This window comes from Pseudonocardia sp. ICBG1034 (assembly GCF_020131375.1).
Taxonomy (GTDB): domain Bacteria; phylum Actinomycetota; class Actinomycetes; order Mycobacteriales; family Pseudonocardiaceae; genus Pseudonocardia; species Pseudonocardia alni.
Window position 1 is genome coordinate 2,266,582 of sequence record NZ_JAHLEK010000015.1, and the last position, 16,592, is coordinate 2,283,173.

General features: G+C 75.0%; 11 protein-coding genes. 6 read left to right on the forward strand and 5 right to left on the reverse strand.

Annotated features, from left to right (window positions below; translation table 11 throughout):
• Position 1: 1 nt before the first annotated feature.
• Positions 2 to 1,432, reverse strand: a complete 1,431-nt coding sequence (gene sthA, locus KPF22_RS12180) for a Si-specific NAD(P)(+) transhydrogenase (protein WP_174565847.1) — start codon at positions 1,430 to 1,432, stop codon at positions 2 to 4.
• A 57-nt stretch (positions 1,433 to 1,489) separates the two neighbouring features.
• Positions 1,490 to 2,983 (reverse strand): FGGY-family carbohydrate kinase, encoded by a 1,494-nt coding sequence (locus KPF22_RS12185; RefSeq protein WP_062396007.1) that lies wholly within the window; start codon positions 2,981 to 2,983, stop codon positions 1,490 to 1,492.
• 103 nt (positions 2,984 to 3,086) lie between these two features.
• On the opposite strand from KPF22_RS12185, the gene KPF22_RS12190 reads away from it, so the two are divergent.
• Together KPF22_RS12190 and KPF22_RS12195 are read left to right on the forward strand one after the other, a co-directional pair.
• A complete protein-coding gene (locus tag KPF22_RS12190; RefSeq protein WP_224402103.1) occupies positions 3,087 to 4,346 on the forward strand; it encodes an FAD-binding domain-containing protein in 1,260 nt (419 codons plus the stop codon).
• A gap of 69 nt (positions 4,347 to 4,415) precedes the next feature.
• A complete protein-coding gene (locus tag KPF22_RS12195) occupies positions 4,416 to 5,564 on the forward strand; it encodes a DUF4192 domain-containing protein (RefSeq protein WP_224402104.1) in 1,149 nt (382 codons plus the stop codon).
• A gap of 22 nt (positions 5,565 to 5,586) precedes the next feature.
• Here KPF22_RS12195 and galE read toward each other — a convergent pair whose 3' ends face one another.
• Entirely contained in the window at positions 5,587 to 6,555 is a 969-nt protein-coding gene (gene galE, locus KPF22_RS12200) for a UDP-glucose 4-epimerase GalE (RefSeq protein ID WP_062396005.1), read from the reverse strand.
• Between the two features lie 15 nt (positions 6,556 to 6,570).
• Complete coding sequence (locus tag KPF22_RS12205) at positions 6,571 to 7,287, reverse strand: metal-dependent transcriptional regulator (protein WP_062396004.1); 717 nt, start codon at positions 7,285 to 7,287, stop codon at positions 6,571 to 6,573.
• A 72-nt stretch (positions 7,288 to 7,359) separates the two neighbouring features.
• On the opposite strand from KPF22_RS12205, the gene KPF22_RS12210 reads away from it, so the two are divergent.
• From KPF22_RS12210 to KPF22_RS12220, 3 genes are read left to right on the forward strand one after another with little or no spacing between them, the layout of a single operon-like run.
• On the forward strand, positions 7,360 to 8,298 hold the full coding sequence (locus tag KPF22_RS12210; RefSeq protein WP_374107474.1) for a sulfurtransferase: 939 nt from the start codon (positions 7,360 to 7,362) through the stop codon (positions 8,296 to 8,298).
• A gap of 34 nt (positions 8,299 to 8,332) precedes the next feature.
• Positions 8,333 to 9,505 carry an acetoin utilization protein AcuC gene (locus tag KPF22_RS12215; RefSeq protein ID WP_208826907.1) on the forward strand — a complete coding sequence of 391 codons (1,173 nt, stop codon included), beginning with the start codon at positions 8,333 to 8,335 and terminating at the stop codon, positions 9,503 to 9,505.
• A gap of 8 nt (positions 9,506 to 9,513) precedes the next feature.
• A complete protein-coding gene (locus KPF22_RS12220; protein WP_208826905.1) occupies positions 9,514 to 12,240 on the forward strand; it encodes a bifunctional GNAT family N-acetyltransferase/acetate--CoA ligase family protein in 2,727 nt (908 codons plus the stop codon).
• 170 nt (positions 12,241 to 12,410) lie between these two features.
• Here KPF22_RS12220 and KPF22_RS12225 read toward each other — a convergent pair whose 3' ends face one another.
• Positions 12,411 to 14,060: a fumarate hydratase gene (locus KPF22_RS12225; protein ID WP_073574184.1), complete on the reverse strand. Its 1,650-nt coding sequence runs from the start codon at positions 14,058 to 14,060 to the stop codon at positions 12,411 to 12,413.
• Positions 14,061 to 14,171: 111 nt separating this feature from the next.
• Here KPF22_RS12225 and KPF22_RS12230 point away from each other — a divergent pair, with 111 nt between their 5' ends.
• A complete protein-coding gene (locus tag KPF22_RS12230) occupies positions 14,172 to 16,547 on the forward strand; it encodes a xanthine dehydrogenase family protein molybdopterin-binding subunit (RefSeq protein ID WP_224402105.1) in 2,376 nt (791 codons plus the stop codon).
• Positions 16,548 to 16,592: the final 45 nt, after the last annotated feature.

A 16,592-nucleotide genomic window follows, 5' to 3' on the forward strand; every position in this document is an offset into this window, starting at 1 on the left:
GTCAGGAGTTCTGGACCGACTCCAGCGCACGGATCTTGTTCGTGGCGTCCAGCGCGGCGACCTTGTACGCCTCCGACAGCGTCGGGTAGTTCAGGACGGTGTCGACGAGGTAGTCCACCGTCCCGCCACAGCCCATGATGGCCTGCCCGATGTGCACGAGGTCGGTGGCGTTCGTGCCGAACACGTGCACCCCGAGCAGCCGGTGGTCCTCGGGCGACACCAGCAGCTTCAGCATGCCGTAGGAGTCGCCGACGATCGCGCCGCGCGCGAGCTCGCGGTAGCGCGACAGCCCGGTCTCGTACGGGATCGACGCCGCCGTCAGCTCGGCCTCGGTCCGCCCGCAGAACGAGATCTCCGGGATCGTGTAGATGCCGATCGGCTGCAGCTCGTGCAGCTCGCGGACGGGCTCGCCGAACAGGTGGTAGGCGGCGAGCCTGCCCTGGTCCATGCTCGTCGACGCCAGCGCCGGGAACCCGATCACGTCGCCGACCGCCGCGATGTGCTCGACCGAGGTCCGGTACTGCTCGTCGACCTCGATGCGCCCCCGGTCGTCGGCCCGGACACCGGCCGCGTCCAGGCCCAGCTCCTCGGTCATGCCCTGGCGGCCCGCCGAGTACATGACCATGTCGGCCGGGATCTTCTTCCCGCTGGCCAGGCTGGTCACCGTGCCGCGGCCGTTCACCTCGACCGAGGACACCTCCTCGCCGAACCGGAACGTGACCGCCGAGTCGCGCAGGTGGAACTTCAGCGACTCCACGACCTCCGGGTCGCAGAACCCGAGCATCGAGTCCCGCTTCTCCACCACGGTCACCCGCGTGCCGAGGGCGGCGAACATCGAGGCGTACTCGATGCCGATCACCCCCGCGCCGACGACGACCATCGAGCCCGGCACCCGGCCGAGCTGCAGCACCTGGTCGGAGTCGACGACCCGCTCGCCGTCGAACGCGACGGTGTCCGGGCGGGCCGGGCGGGTCCCGGTCGCGACGACGACGTGCGAGGCGGTGACCTGGTTGTGGTCACCCCGCCCCGTCCCCTCGACGACGACGGTGTGCGGGTCGGTGAAGCGCGCCGTCCCGGTCAGGATGTCGACGTGGTTGCGCAGCAGCTGGCTGCGCACGATCTCGGTCTCGCGGCCGATCACGTGCCGGGTGCGGGCCAGCAGGTCGTCGATGGTGATCTCGGACTTGACCCGGTAGCTGGCGCCGTACATCTCGCGCTGGCTGAACCCGGACAGGTACAGCACCGCCTCGCGCAGCGTCTTCGACGGGATGGTGCCGGTGTTGACGCAGACCCCGCCCATCATGTGGCCGCGGTCGGCGATCGCCACCCGCTTCCCGAGCTTCGCCGCGGCGATCGCGGCCTTCTGCCCACCGGGACCGGAGCCGATCACCAGCAGGTCGTAGTCGTGGGCGGGTGACTCGTCGGCACTCACCCGCCCAGCGTGGTGGCCGCCGCGTCGGGCGGCAACCACACCGGTGTGAACAGCGTGTCACGCGCGGTAGGAGCGTCTCCGTTCGTCGGCGAGGAAGTGCGCGGTCTCCCGGGTGGCGGTGTAGAGCGAGCGGTAGTGCGGGTGGAAGCGGTCGTAGACCTCGCGGGCCGCCGGGTCCGGCTCGACCGTGCGGGCGACCGGGTTCCAGTCGCGCAGCCGCGGCTCGGCCCCGGTCGCGACGGCGGCCAGCCACGCGTCGCCGAGCGCGGCGCCGACGGTCTGCTCCGGCACGTCCTGCGGGACCCCGGTCACGTCGGTGACGATCCGGGTCCACAGCCCGCCCTGCACCCCGCCGCCGACGGCGACCAGGCGCTTCGTGCCGCCGCCCGCGGACCGCATGACCTCCAGGTTGTGCCGGACGCCGTGCGCGATGCCCTCCAGCGCGGCCCGGTAGACCTCGCCGCGGGTGTGCCCGGTGGTCAGCCCGGCGAGCACGCCGCGGGCGTCCGGGTCGAACAGCGGGGTCCGCTCCCCGGCGAAGTAGGGGAGCAGCAGCAGCCCGCCGCTGCCCGGCGGCACCTCCGCGGCCTCGGCGACGAGCCCGGTGAAGCCCTCCCCGGTGAGGTCGCGCAGCCAGTTCGTGATCGCCCCGGACGTCGCCATCCCCGCGGCCAGGGTGAACGACCCCGGTACGACGCCGCGGGTCGTCCACATCGCCGGGTGCGGGTGCGGGCGGTCGATGACCTCGATGAGGAACATCGTCGTCCCGTACATGACCATGACCTCTCCGGCGCCGGTGACGCCGGCGCTGGTGGCCTCGGCCCAGGCGTCGACGGTGCCGGCGGTGACCGGCAGCCCCTCCGGCAGCCCGGTCGCGGCGGCCGCCGCCGCGCTCACCCGCCCGGCGACCTCGGTCGGCCACAGCAGCCGGGGCAGCGTGATGCCCGGGGCGGTGCGCTCGGCCCAGTCGGGCGCCCAGTCCGCGGCGGCGAGGTCGTACATCGGGTCGCACTGGCTGGCCGAGTGGTGGTCGAGCACGTACTCGCCGGTGAGGCGGTGCACCAGGTAGGACGAGCACATCAGGAACATCTCGGTGCGGGCGAACACCTCCGGCTCGTGCCGGGCCAGCCACCGCCACTTCGGCCCCACCGCCTGCGAGGACAGTGGTGTCCCGGCCCGAGCCAGGATCGCGTCCTCGCCCAGCTCCGCGTTCAGCTCGTCGATCTCGGTGCCGGCGCGGGTGTCGACGCCGTAGAGGATCGCCGGGCGCAGCGGGCGGCCGTCGCCGTCGGCGGGGAGCAGGGTCGGCCCGATCCCCGACACCCCCAGGCCGGCGAGCTCGGCGCCGTCGTCGAGGGCGGGCAGCAGCTCCCGCACGACCGCGACGAAGTCGCCCCACCAGACGGCCTCGGCGTCGTGCTCCACGTGGCCGGGCAGCGGCTGTGCGGTCTCGTGCGCCCGGTCGGCCCGGGCCAGCACCCGGCCGCGGGCGTCGACGAGGACGCCCTTCGAACCCGACGTACCGATGTCGACGCCCAGATACACGTGCATGGGACGTTCCTACCGTCCCCCACCCGCGGTGCACACAGAACGGGCGCAGAACATTCGTGCACGTCGACGCGCGCGGTGGGCCGGGGCGCCGCAGACTTCTCCGGTGCAGCTGCCCACACCCCACCCGGACACCGCGACCGACTGGGTGCGCGCGCACCTCGGTGACCTCTGCCGCGACGAGCCCGTCGCCTCCGGAGCGTTCCGCGGCGGGCAGACCGCGGCCGACGCCGCCGTCGCGGCACTGGACCTGACCGGCTATGCGAAGCGGCGCAACGAGGTGCTGCCGGTGTCGCGGCGCGGTGCGACGGCGCTGTCGCCGTGGATCCGGCACGGGCTGGTCGACCTGCCGACCGCCTGGGACGCCGCCGCCGACGCCCCGCCGCGCGACCGCGCCAAGTTCCGCGACGAGCTGTGCTGGCAGGAGTACGCCCGCCACCTCTACGCCCGGCTCGGCACCCGCACCCGCTCCGCGCTGCGCGCGGCCCCCGCCCGCGCCGAACGGGGATGGGACGAGCCGTGGCCCGCCGAGATGGCCTGCGTCGACGCCTGCCTCACCGAGCTGCACACCGACGGCTGGCTGGTGAACCAGACCCGCATGTGGCTGTCCTCGCAGTGGACCGTGCGCGCCGGGCACGAGTGGGCGGGCGGGGAGAGCGAGTTCTTCGCGCACCTGCTCGACGGCTCCCGCGCGGCGAACCGGCTCGGCTGGCAGTGGACCGTCGGTGCCGGCACCGGCAAGCCCTACGGCTTCTCCCGCTGGCAGGTCCGCAAGCGCGCCCCGCAGCTGTGCGGGAGCTGCGCGCTGTCCGACGCCTGCCCGATCGAGCACTGGCCCGCCGATCCGCCGTCGCGCCCGGCCCCCGAGCACGACCCGCGGCTGCGATCGGACCCCGACCCGGAGACGACCGGGGGGCCGGCCGCCCCGGTCTCCACCGGCGCCGCGCCGGAGGCGGTGTGGCTGACGGCGGAGTCGCTCGGCGACGCCGACCCCGCCCTCGACGCCCACCCGGACCTGCCCGCGGTGTTCGTGTTCGACGAGCCGCTGCTGCGCCGGCTGCGGCTGTCCGGGAAACGGCTGGTGTTCCTCGCGCAGACCCTCGCCGACCTGGGTGAACGCCGTGCCGTGCTGGTGCACCGCGGCGTCGTCGCCGACGAGCTCGACGGCACGCCCGTCGCGGTCACCCACGCCCCGGTCCCCGGGTTCACGACGCGCTCCGCCGCCGTCCGCCCGGTCGTGGTGCACCCCTGGCCGTGGCTGTACCGCCCGCACGCCGGTCCGGTCACCTCGTTCACCGCGTGGCGCAGGCGACTGCCCCGGCGCGGGGGGAAACCATCCACGACACCCCCTCGGCAAGGGGTGTGAGGCGGGACCGTCCACAGCCGGTCGGGTGACGGCGTTCCGCACGTCCCGGCCCGCGACGACCGTGGCGGCATGACCGCCTGCCCCCGGCCCGACCCCCTCCCCGGCCCCGACCCGTCGCCCGGGTCGGAGGACCTGCCCGCCACCGGACGGCCCCCCGACACCGCGTCCGGTCCCGGTGTGCGGCTCGACCGGCCCGCCGAGCTGATCGCCGCGGTCCCGGTGCTGCTCGGCTTCCACCCCCGGGACTCGCTGGTGCTCGTCTCGGTCACCGGGCCGCACCTCCACGACCGGCTGGGACTCACCGTGCGGGTCGACCTGCCGCGCTCGTCGGCGTCGGCCCGCCGGGTGTGCCGGGAGGCGGTCGGGGTGCTCGCCGGGGAACGGCCCGACCGGGCACTGGCGCTCGTCGTGCGCGACCCGGGCCCAGCCGGGCCGGGTCCCCGCCGGAGCCGCCGGGACGTGGGGGCCGCCGCGCGGCGGGAGCTGCTCGACGCCGGGATCGAGCCGATCGCGGCACTCTGGGCGACCGGTACCCGGGCGGGGGACCGGTGGGGCTGCTTCGACCTGCCCTGCACCTGCGGCGGGCTGCTGCCCGACGCCGCGTCGACCACGCTCGGGGTCACGGCCGCGGTCCGCGACGGCCGGGTCGTCCTGCCCGACCGCGCCGCGGTGCTCGCCCCGCTCGACTCCGACGCCGGCACCCGTCGCCGCCGGGCCCGGCTGCGCGACACCGGCGCCGCACCGGACCGGGTAGGTGCCGCGACCGGCACCGCCCTGCTCGACGCCTGCCTGGACGAGGCCGCGGCGAGCCGGCTCGTCGTCGACGACCGGCTGGCGCTGGCCCTGTGCGGCGCCCTCGACGTCGGCGACGTGCGCGACGAGGCGCTGCGCCGCTGCCTGGGCCCCCGCGCGGCGGACGCCGAGCAGCTGTGGGCGGTGCTGGTCGCGGCCCTGCCGTCACCGCAGCGGGCGCACCCGCTGGCCCTGCTCGCGGTGTGCGCCCTGCTGCGCGGCGACGGCGCGCTCGCGACCGGGGCGACGGAGCGGGCGCTGGCCGAACGGCCCGACCACGTCCTCGCCGGGGTGGTGGCGGCGAGCCTGCACGGCACCCGCGACCCGCGCTCACCCGCCGCACGGTGGGCGGGCCCGGGCGGGCTGCGGCGGCTGCTCACCGCGATGCTCGACCCGGACGCGCCCGACGACACGGCCGCCCGGTGAGCCGGCCCCGGGCCGCGCAGGTTCAGCGGGACCGGGCGAACTCCCAGGCGTCGCCGACGATCTCGGCGATCGCGGTCCGCGACGGCTTCCAGCCCAGATGCTGCGCGGCCTGCTCGCTCGAGGCCACCAGCACCGCGGGGTCACCGGCGCGTCGCGGCGCGACGACGGCCGGGATCGGGTGCCCGGTCACCGCGCGGCAGGCCTCGACCACCTCGAGCACGGAGAACCCGTGACCGCTGCCGAGGTTGTAGATGTCGTGCCGCCCCGCGACGGCGTGGGTCAGCGCGAGCAGGTGGGCCTCGGCGAGGTCGTCGACGTGGATGTAGTCGCGCACACAGGAGCCGTCGGGGGTGGGCCAGTCGTCGCCGTAGACCGAGATCGACTCGCGGGTGCCCGCGGCGACCTGCAGGACCAGCGGGATCAGGTGGGTCTCGACCGCGTGCCGCTCCCCGAGCGGGGTGTCGCCGGACAGGTGCGCCCCGGCCACGTTGAAGTACCGCAGGCTCGTCGCGGCCAGGCCGTGCGCCGTCGCGTAGGAGGTGATCATGTGGTCGATCGCGAGCTTGCTCGCCCCGTAGGGGTTGGTCGGCCGGGTCGGCGCGGTCTCCGGGATCGGGACCTGCTCCGGCTCGCCGTAGGTGGCGGCGGTGGAGGAGAACACCAGCCGCGGTACCGCGTGCTCCCGGACGGCCTCGAGCAGCCGGAACGAGGCCACGACATTGCCGTCCCAGTACTTCTCGGGCTTCTCGACGGACTCCCCGACCAGCGAGCGGGCGGCGTAGTGCAGCACGCCGTCGAACCCGCCGCGGCCCAGGACCTCCCCGGCGCGGGTACCGAGCTCACCCTCGACGAACTCCGCGCCCGCGGGCACGGCGTCGCGGTGGCCGGTGGACAGGTCGTCCAGCACGACGACCTCGTGGCCGGCGTCGAGCAGGTGCGCGGCGCACACGCTGCCCACGTAGCCCGCGCCGCCGGTGACGAGCAGTTTCACGTGTGCGGATCCTCCTCAGACGGCGCGGACGAGCACGGCGTGCGCGACCGGCGGAGCGACGGTCGACTTCTCGTCGTCCGAGCTCACCGGCACCGGGTCGCCGAAGCGGGAGATCGGGCCGACGTCGATCGCGTTGCCGGGCACGATCCCCGCGAGCTTCAGCTCGCCCATGAGGTCGGAGTCCAGCTGCACGTGCTCGGCGATCCGCCGGATCTCGACGCGACCGCCACCGCGGCGGGCCAGCTCGTCGAGCCGCTGCAGGCCGACCTCGAGCGTGGGCGGCACCGACGACGACGTCGACGCGTCGTCCCCGCGCTCCAGCTCCTCCAGACCCGGGATCGGGTTGCCGTAGGGCGACACGGTCGGCTTGTCGAGCAGGCGGAGCAGCTTGCGCTCGACGTCCTCGCTCATCACGTGCTCCCAGCGGCACGCCTCGGCGTGGACGAGCTCCCACTCGAGCCCGATCACGTCGATCAGCAGCCGCTCGGCGAGGCGGTGCTTGCGCATGACGGCGACGGCGCGGCCGCGGCCCTCGTCGGTCAGCTCGAGGTGGCGGTCCCCGGCCACGACGACGAGTCCGTCGCGTTCCATTCGGGCCACCGTCTGGCTGACGGTCGGCCCGCTCTGTCCGAGGCGTTCGGCGATCCGCGCGCGCAGCGGGACGACGCCTTCCTCCTCGAGTTCGTAGATGGTGCGGAGGTACATCTCCGTGGTGTCGATGAGGTCGTTCACGTGGGGCCCCTTCGTTCGACGTCCAGTCTACCCAGCGCGGCTCCCGCGCACGGCGAGCCCGTCCGGGGCAGGATGGGCCGCGTGTCCGGATCCATGATCCCCCCTGCGGAACTCGCCGGCCTGCTGGGACCCGCCCCGGCCGCCGGCACCGTACGGCCCGTGGTGCTCGACGTCCGGTGGCGTCTGGTCGGCCCGCCCGGACGCGAGGACCACGACGCCCACCGGATCCCCGGTGCGGTGTTCGTCGACCTCGACACCGAGCTGTCCGCGGGCCCCGCGCGCCCCGGCCCCGGCGGGCGCCACCCGCTGCCGGAACCCGCTGCGCTGCAGGAGGTCCTGCGCCGGGCCGGGATCCGGGACGACGCCGGCGACCAGGTCGTCGTCGCCTACGACGACCTCGACGGCTCGGTCGCCGCGCGCGCCTGGTGGCTGCTGCGCTGGGCCGGCGTCGCGCCCGGCCGGGTCCGGGTGCTCGACGGCGGGTTCGCCGGCTGGCAGGCCGCGCGGCTGCCGGTGGCCGGCACCGGCCCGGGTGCCGGGGCGCCGGAGCCGGAGCCCCTGCCGCCCGGCGATCTGGTGGTCCGGCCGGGCGGGATGCCCGTCGTCGACGCCGACGGGGCCGCCGCGCTGGCCCGCGACGGCGTGCTCCTCGACGCCCGCGCCGCCGCCCGCTTCCGCGGTGAGACCGAGCCGGTCGACCCGCGCGCCGGGCACGTCCCCGGTGCCCGCAGCACCCCGGCCGCGGGGAACACCGGCCCGGACGGGCGCTGGCAGCCCGCCGGCACGCTGGCCGAGCGCTTCCGCGCCGCCGGCGTCGCACCCGGTGTCGCGACCGGCGCCTACTGCGGGTCCGGCGTCAACGCCTGCGCACTGGTGCTCGCGCTGGAGGAGTCCGGCCTCACCACCCCGGACGCCCCGGCCGCGCTGTACCCCGGGTCGTGGTCGGAGTGGAGCGCCGACCCGGACCGCCCGGCCGAGACCGGGGACCGGCCGTGGGCCGCGCGGGAGTGACCGCGCCCGCCGGCCTGGCATACGGTTCCGGCCCATGAGCGCTCGCACGTCGGTGGTGTGGACTCCGGAGTTCCTGACCTACCAGCTGTCCGACGACCACCCCCTCAACCCGGTGCGGCTGGAGCTGATGATGGAGCTGTCCCGCGGGCTGGGGGTGCTCGACGGCGTCGACCCGGTCGTCCCGGACCCGGCGGGCGAGGTGGACCTGACCCGGGTGCACACCCCCGGCTTCCAGACGGCGGTCAAGTCCGCCCCCGAGGCGCCGTTCGGTGTCGGCCACGGGCTGGGCACCGCCGACAACCCGATCTTCTTCGGTATGCACGAGGCGTCCGCGCTGATCGCGGGCGGCTCGGTCGCCGCCGCCCGGGAGATCGCCGAGGGCCGCGCGGACCGCGCGGTGAACATGGCGGGCGGGCTGCACCACGCGATGCGCGACCGCGCCGCGGGCTTCTGCGTCTACAACGACTGCTCGGTCGCGATCGCCTGGCTGCTGGAGCAGGGCTACGAGCGCATCGCCTACGTCGACGTCGACGTCCACCACGGCGACGGCGTGCAGGACTGCTTCTACGACGACCCCCGGGTGCTGACGATCTCGCTGCACCAGCACCCGCTCACGCTGTGGCCGGGCACCGGCTGGGCGGGGGAGATCGGGCGCGGTGCCGGCGAGGGCTACGCCGTCAACGTCTCGCTGCCCCCCGGCACCGGCGACGCGGGCTGGCTGCGGGCCTTCCACGGCGTCGTCCCGTCGCTGCTGGAGTCGTTCCGTCCGCAGGTGCTGGTCACCGAGTGCGGCGCGGACACCCACTCCGAGGACCCGCTGGCGAACCTGGAGCTGTCCGTCGACGGCCACCGGGCCATCTACCACGCGTTGCGCGAGATGGCCGAGACCACCGCGGGTGGCAAGTGGCTCGTGCTCGGCGGCGGCGGGTACGCGCTCTACCGGGTCGTCCCGCGCTCGTGGACGCACCTGATGGCCGTCGCCCTGGACCGCGACCTGGACCCGGACACCTCCATCCCCGCGGACTGGACCGCGCTCGCGGCGACCCGGACCCGCTCGCCGCTGCCGGTCTCGATGTCCGACGGGGCCGACCCGGCCTTCGAGCGGTGGGGCGGCTCGTTCGGCGAGCGCGTCGACTCCGCAATCCTGGAGACCCGTCGTGCGGTGTTCCCGCTGCACGGCCTCGACCCCGACGACCCGCGGGACTGAGACCGACCATGACCGAGAAGACCGACGAGACCCCGGCCGACGCCCCCGGGCACCCCTACCCGCGGCACTGGGAGGCCGACGTCGTCGCCTCCGACGGCGGGATCGTGCACCTGCGCCCGATCCTGCCCGGCGACGCCGACGCGCTGCTCGCCTTCCACTCCAAGCTGTCCGACCGCACCCGCTACCTGCGCTACTTCGGCCCGTACCCGCGGATCTCGGCGCGGGACCTGGAGCGGTTCACCGTCGTCGACCACCGGACCCGGGTCGCGTTCCTGGCGCTGCTCGGCGACGAGATCATCGCGGTCGGCCGCTACGAGGGGCTGACCCCCGGCGGCGGGGCGGCCGCCCAGGAGGGAGCGGGCACCGACAAGCCGGTCACCTCCGCGGAGGTCGCGTTCGTCGTCCGCGACGACCACCAGTCCCGCGGCCTCGGCTCGATCCTGCTCGAGCACCTCGCCGCCGCGGCCCGGGAGAACGGGCTGTCCCGGTTCGAGGCCGAGGTGCTGGTGGAGAACCACGCCATGGTGCGGGTGTTCCGCGAGGCCGGCTACGGCGTCACGCGGGCCTTCGCCGAGGGCGTCCTGCACCTCGAGTTCGACATCGACCCCACCGAGAAGTCGATCGCGGTCCGCTACGCGCGCGAACAGGCCGCCGAGGCCCGCAGCGTCGCGAACCTGCTGCACCCGACCTCGGTGGCGGTGATCGGTGCGTCCGCGGACGAGACCAAGATCGGCCACGCCGTCCTGCTGAACCTGCTGCGCGCCGGGTTCACCGGCCCCGTCTACCCGGTCAACCCCGACGCCCGCTCGGTGCGGGGCGTGCGCGCCTACCCATCGGTGATCGACATCCCGGACGAGGTGGACCTCGCGGTCGTCGCCGTCCCGGCCGCGAACATCGACGAGGTCATGGACTCCTGCCTGGCCAAGGGCGTGAAGGTGCTGGTCGTGATCAGCTCCGGCTTCGCCGACGCCGGCGACGACGGCGGCACCGTCGCCGAGCGCAGGCTGGTCGCCGAGGCGCGGGCGCACGGGATGCGGGTGGTCGGGCCGAACGCACTCGGCGTCGCCAACCCCGACCCTTCGGTGCGGCTCAACGCGACCCTCGCCCCGCGGATGCCCGGGCACGGGCGCACCGGGTTCTTCTGCCAGTCCGGTGCGCTCGGCAGCGCCATCCTCGCCAACGCCCGCACCCGCGGGCTGGGCCTGTCGTCGTTCGTGTCGGCGGGCAACCGCGCCGACGTGTCCGGCAACGACCTGATGCAGTACTGGCAGACCGACCCGAGCACCGAGCAGGTGCTGCTCTACCTGGAGACCTTCGGCAACCCGCGCAAGTTCGCCCGGGTCGCCCGCAGGCTGGCCCGCACCAAGCCGGTGATCGCGGTGAAGTCCGGCCGGCACACCGGGACGCTGCCGTCGCTGGCCTCGGTCGGGGCGCCGATCGACGAGTCCAGCGTGCAGGCGCTGTTCGAGCAGTCCGGGGTCATCCGCGTGCAGACACTGCCGCAGATGTTCGACACCGCCCTGCTCATCGCCCACCAGCCGCTGCCGAAGGGCCGCCGGGTCGCGGTCGTCGGCAACTCCACCGCGGTCAACCTCCTGGTCCTCGACGGGCTGCTCGACGAGGGCCTGGAGCTGGCGGGGGACCCGGTCGACGTCGGCACCCAGGCCTCCCCGGAGGCGTTCGCCGGCGCGGTCCGCGCGACCCTGGACGGCGACGCCCGCCCGGACGCGCTCATCGCGGTGTTCGTCCCGCCGGTCGCGGTGGCCGGCCGGGACCACGCGCACGCCCTGCGCGACGCCGCGGGCGGTGCCGGGGTCCCGGTCATCGCGGTGTTCCTCGCCGCCGAGGGCATCCCGGCGGAGCTGTCGGTCGCCGGCGCCGACGGCACGCCCGGCCGCGGGTCGGTGCCGAGCTTCGCCAGCCCCGAGCGGGCCACGTCGGCGCTGGGCCGGGTCAGCCGCTACGCGCAGTGGCGTGACACCCCGGTCGGGGAGTTCGTCGTGCCCGAGGGCATCGACGCCGACCGTGCGCGGGAGCTCGTGGCGTCGTTCGGGCCGGACACCCGGCACCCCCTCACCGACGACGAGGCCGTCGACCTGCTCGCCTGCTACGGCCTGGAGGTGATCACCTTCCGCCGGGCGAAGGGCGCCGACGACGCCGTCGCCGCCGCCGAGCAGCTCGGCTACCCGGTGGTCATCAAGGCGACCGCGGACCAGTGGCGGCACCGCGGCGACTTCGTCGGGGTGCGCCTGGACCTGGTCTCGGAGGAGGCTCTGCGCGTCGCGCACGCGGAGCTGTCGCGGGTGACCGGGTCCGACGAGGTCTACGTGCAGCGGATGGCCCCGAAGGGCACGTCGTGCACGGTGGAGGTCGTCGACGACCCGTCGTTCGGGTCGCTGGTCGCGTTCGGGCTGTCCGGGATGGCGACCGAGCTGCTCGACGACCGCGCCTACCGGGTCCTGCCGGTGTCGACCGAGGACGCGGCCCGGCTGGTGCGGGCCCCGCGGGCGGCGCCGCTGCTCACCGGCTACCGCGGCACGGACCCGGTCGACCTCGCCGCGCTGGAGGACGTCGTGCTGCGGATCGGGCGGCTCGTCGAGGACCTGCCGCAGGTCCGCTCGCTCGCCCTCGACCCGGTGCTGGCCTCGCCGCAGGGCGCGTTCGTGGCCGGGGCCCGGATGACGATCGGCCCGGTGCCCGACCGCCGCGACGCGGGCCCCCGCCGCCTGCGCTGACCCGCCCGCCCACCCCCGGGAGCCCCCGGTGCCGTCGCCGGGCACCCGCCGGGTGGCCCCCAGGGGAACCTTCGTGGCTTAGAGCGCTACGAGGGTTCCCCTGGGTGCACGGCGCGCCGTGCACGGGGGCCGCGGACACACCCCCCGGGGGGGGGCGGGCGTCGCAGCGGTCAGGTGCGGAAGGTGACCTGCAGGGTCGGGGCGCTGGTGTCGGCGAAGAAGTCGTTGCCCTTGTCGTCCATCACGACGAACGCCGGGAAGTCCTCGACCTCGATCTTCCAGACCGCCTCCATGCCGAGCTCGGGGTACTCGAGCACGTCGACCTTGCGGATGCAGTCCTGGGCCAGGCGGGCGGCCGGGCCGCCGATGGAGCCCAGGTAGAAGCCGCCGTTCGCGGCGCAGGAGTCCACGACCTGCTTCGACCGGTTCCCCTTCGCCAGCATCACCAGGGACCCGCCGGCCTCCTGGAACTGCTGGACGTAGGAGTCCATCCGGCCGGCCGTCGTCGGACCGAAGGAGCCCGAGGCGTAGCCCTCGGGGGTCTTGGCCGGTCCGGCGTAGTAGACGGCGTGGTCCTTGAGGTACTGCGGCATCGGCTCGCCGGCGTCGAGCCGCTCGGCGATCTTGGCGTGCGCGATGTCGCGGGCGACGACCAGCGGCCCGGTCAGCGACAGCCGGGTCTTCACCGGCAGCTGCGACAGCTGCGCGCGGATCTCGTCCATCGGCCGGTTCAGGTCGACCCGCACGACCTCGTCGGACAGGTCGGCGTCGGTGGCCTCGGGCAGGTACTGGGCCGGGTCGCGCTCCAGCTGCTCCAGGTAGACCCCGGACGGGGTGATCTTCGCCTTGGCCTGGCGGTCCGCCGAGCAGGACACCGCGACGCCGACCGGCAGCGAGGCGCCGTGCCGGGGCAGCCGGATGACGCGCACGTCGTGGCAGAAGTACTTGCCGCCGAACTGGGCGCCGATCCCGAAGTTGCGGGTCAGCTCCAGGACCTGCTGCTCCAGGTCGGTGTCGCGGATGGCGTGCCCGAGCGGTGAGCCCTCGGTCGGCAAGTTGTCCAGGTAGCGGGCCGAGGCCAGCTTGGCGACCTTCAGGTTGAACTCCGCCGACATGCCGCCGACGACGATCGCCAGGTGGTACGGCGGGCAGGCCGCGGTACCGAGGCTGCGCAGCTTCTCGTCCAGGAACGCCGCGAGCCGCTTCGGGTTCAGCAGTGCCTTCGTCTCCTGGTAGAGGAAGGTCTTGTTGGCCGAGCCGCCGCCCTTGGCCATGACCAGGAACTCGTAGTACGGGTCCCGGCCCGGCTTGGCGTACAGCTCGACCTGCGCGGGCAGGTTGGTGCCGGTGTTCTTCTCGTCCCAGAAGCTGATCGGCGCCATCTGGCTGTAGCGCAGGTTCAGCTCCTGGTAGGCCTCGAAGACCCCGCGCGACACCGCGGCCTCGTCGTCGCCGCCGGTCAGCACGGTCTCGGTCTTCTTGCCGACGACGATCGCGGTGCCGGTGTCCTGGCACATCGGCAGCACCCCGCCCGCGGACACGCAGGCGTTGCGCAGCAGGTCGGTGGCGACGAACCGGTCGTTGCCGGAGGCCTCGGGGTCGTCGATGATGGCGCGCAGCTGCTTCAGGTGCGAGGGTCGCAGCAGGTGCTGGATGTCGGTGACGGCCGCGCGGACCAGTCCGGTGATCGTCTCCGGAGGGACCTCGAGGAAGGTGCGGCCCGCGGCCTCGGTCACGGTTCCCGCGGGCAGGTCGAGCTCGCGGTACTCGGTGTCGTCCGGGCCGAGCGGGAGCACGTCGGTGTGGTGGAACTCGGGCATGGCGGGGACGCTACCGGCCGTCGCCGGGCGGGCACCGCAGGTGGAGACGCAGACGACGTGTGAGGCGCACTAACCGGACGACCCTCCGGTTAGTGCTGTAGTGTGGACCACATGCCTGGCTCGATCCTGGGAACCTCCGTCCGCCGCGTCGAGGACGCCGACCTGATCACCGGTGCGAGCACCTTCGTCGGCAACCTGGTCCACGGTGCCGACGCACCGGCGGGCCTGGCCCACGTGGCGTTCGTCCGCTCGCCGGTGGCGCACGCGCTGCTCACCGGCATCGACACCACCGAGGCCGCGGCCGCGCCCGGCGTCCTCGCCGTGTACACCGCGGCCGACCTCGACCTGCCCGCCCACCACGGCCTGATGGTCCTCAACCCCGCGCTGCCGCGCCCGCCGCTGGCGACCGACCGGGTGCGGTTCGTCGGCGAGGCGGTGGCGCTGGTCGTCGCCGAGAGCCGCGCCGCCGCCGTCGACGCCACCGAGCTCGTCGAGGTCGACTACGACCCGCTGCCCGCGGTCACCGACATCGAGGCCGCGCTCGCCGACGACGCCCCGCTGCAGTTCCCCGACCAGGGCAGCAACCTGGCCGCGGGCGAGCGGGGGACCGGCGACCCGCTCGACGGCGCCGAGGTCGTCGTCCGCGCGCGGATGGTGAACCAGCGCGTCGCGGCCGTCCCGATGGAGGGCAACGCGATCGTCGCCGACCCCACCACCACCGACTTCCCGCTCACCGTGCACGTCTCCACCCAGATGCCGCACGGCTTCCGCACCCAGCTCGCCGGACTGGCCGGGCTGGAGGCCGACCAGGTCCGGGTGATCGCCCCGCACGTCGGCGGCGGGTTCGGCGCGAAGGCCGGTGTGCTCGCCGAGCACACCGCGACCGTCGCGGCCGCCCGGGCGCTGGGGCGGCCGCTGGCCTGGGTCGAGACCCGCTCGGAGAACCTCGTCTCGATGCCGCACGGCCGCGGCCAGGTCGGCTACTACGAGCTCGGCCTCACCCGTGACGGCCGGATGACCGGCCTGCGCGTGCGGGTCGTCGGGGACGCCGGGGCCTACGCCGGCTTCGGCGGCGCGCTCCCGCTGCGCACCACCTACCTCATGGCGACCGGCGTCTACGACGTCACGAACCTGCGCTACGACGCCGTCTCCGCGCTGACCAACACCACCCCGATGGGCGCCTTCCGCGGCGCGGGACGCCCGGAGGCCGCCGCCCACCTGGAGCGCCTGGTCGACGTCGCGGCCGCCGAGCTGGGCATCGACCCGGTCGAGCTGCGCCGGCGCAACCTGCTCGCGCCCGACGTCTTCCCGTACACCACCCCGACCGGTGCCCGCTACGACGTCGGCGACTACGACCTGCCGCTGCGCGAGGCCCTGCGCATCGCCGGCTACGACGAGCTGCGTGCCGAGCAGGCCCGCCGCCGCGAGGCGGGCGACCCGGTGCGCCTGGGCATCGGCATCGCGGTCTACGTCGAGGTCACCGCCGGGGGCGGGGGCGGCGAGTACGGCTCGGTGACCGTGCACGACGACGGCTCGGCGACGGTGTCGGCCGGCACCTCGGCGCACGGTCAGGGGCACGCGACGTCGTTCGCGATGCTGGTGTCGGACCGGCTCGGCATCCCGATGGACCGGATCCGCTACGTCCAGTCCGACACCGCGCTCGTCCCGCGCGGCGCCGGGACCGGCGGCTCGCGGTCGCTGCAGCTCGGCGGGACCGCGGTGTCCGAGGCCGCGCACGAGCTGTACGAGCGGGCCCGCAAGCTCGCCGCGCACCTGCTGGAGGCCGCCGCGGAGGACGTCGAGATCACCGACGAGGGCACCTTCGGCGTCGCCGGGGTGCCCGGCGGTCCGACCGCGACCTGGAGCGACGTGCACCGCCAGGCCGCCGCCACGGGGGAGGAGCTGCACGTCGGGCTCGACTCCGCGCAGGACGGGGCGACCTTCCCGTTCGGGGCGCACCTGTCGGTGGTCGAGGTCGACACCGACACCGGCCGGGTCACCCCGCGCCGGCACGTCGCCGTCGACGACTGCGGGCGGATCCTGAACCCGCTGCTCGTCGAGGGCCAGCAGCACGGCGGGCTCGCCCAGGGCGTCGCCCAGGCGCTGCACGAGGAGGTCCTGTTCGACGACGAGGGCCAGCCGCTGACCTCCAGCCTCGCCGCGTACACGATCCCGACCGCGGCCGACCTGTTCTCCTTCGAGACCGCGACGACCGAGACCCCGACCCCGCTGAACTCGCTGGGGGCCAAGGGGATCGGCGAGTCCGCGACGATCGGGTCGACCCCGGCGGTGCAGAACGCCGTGGTCGACGCGCTGTCGGACCTGGGGGTGCGTCACATCGACCTGCCCTGCACCCCCGAGCGGGTGTGGCGGGCCGTCGCCGCGGCCCGGGCCGGGGCACCGGAGGACGCCTGGCGGGAGCCGCCCGCGGTGTTCGACGACCTGCCGGTGCGCGGCGGTGGCGCCGAGGACGACGCCGCGATCTGACCCGGCCTGCGGGCCCGGCCCGGGTCGGTCGCCGCCGGGCCGTGG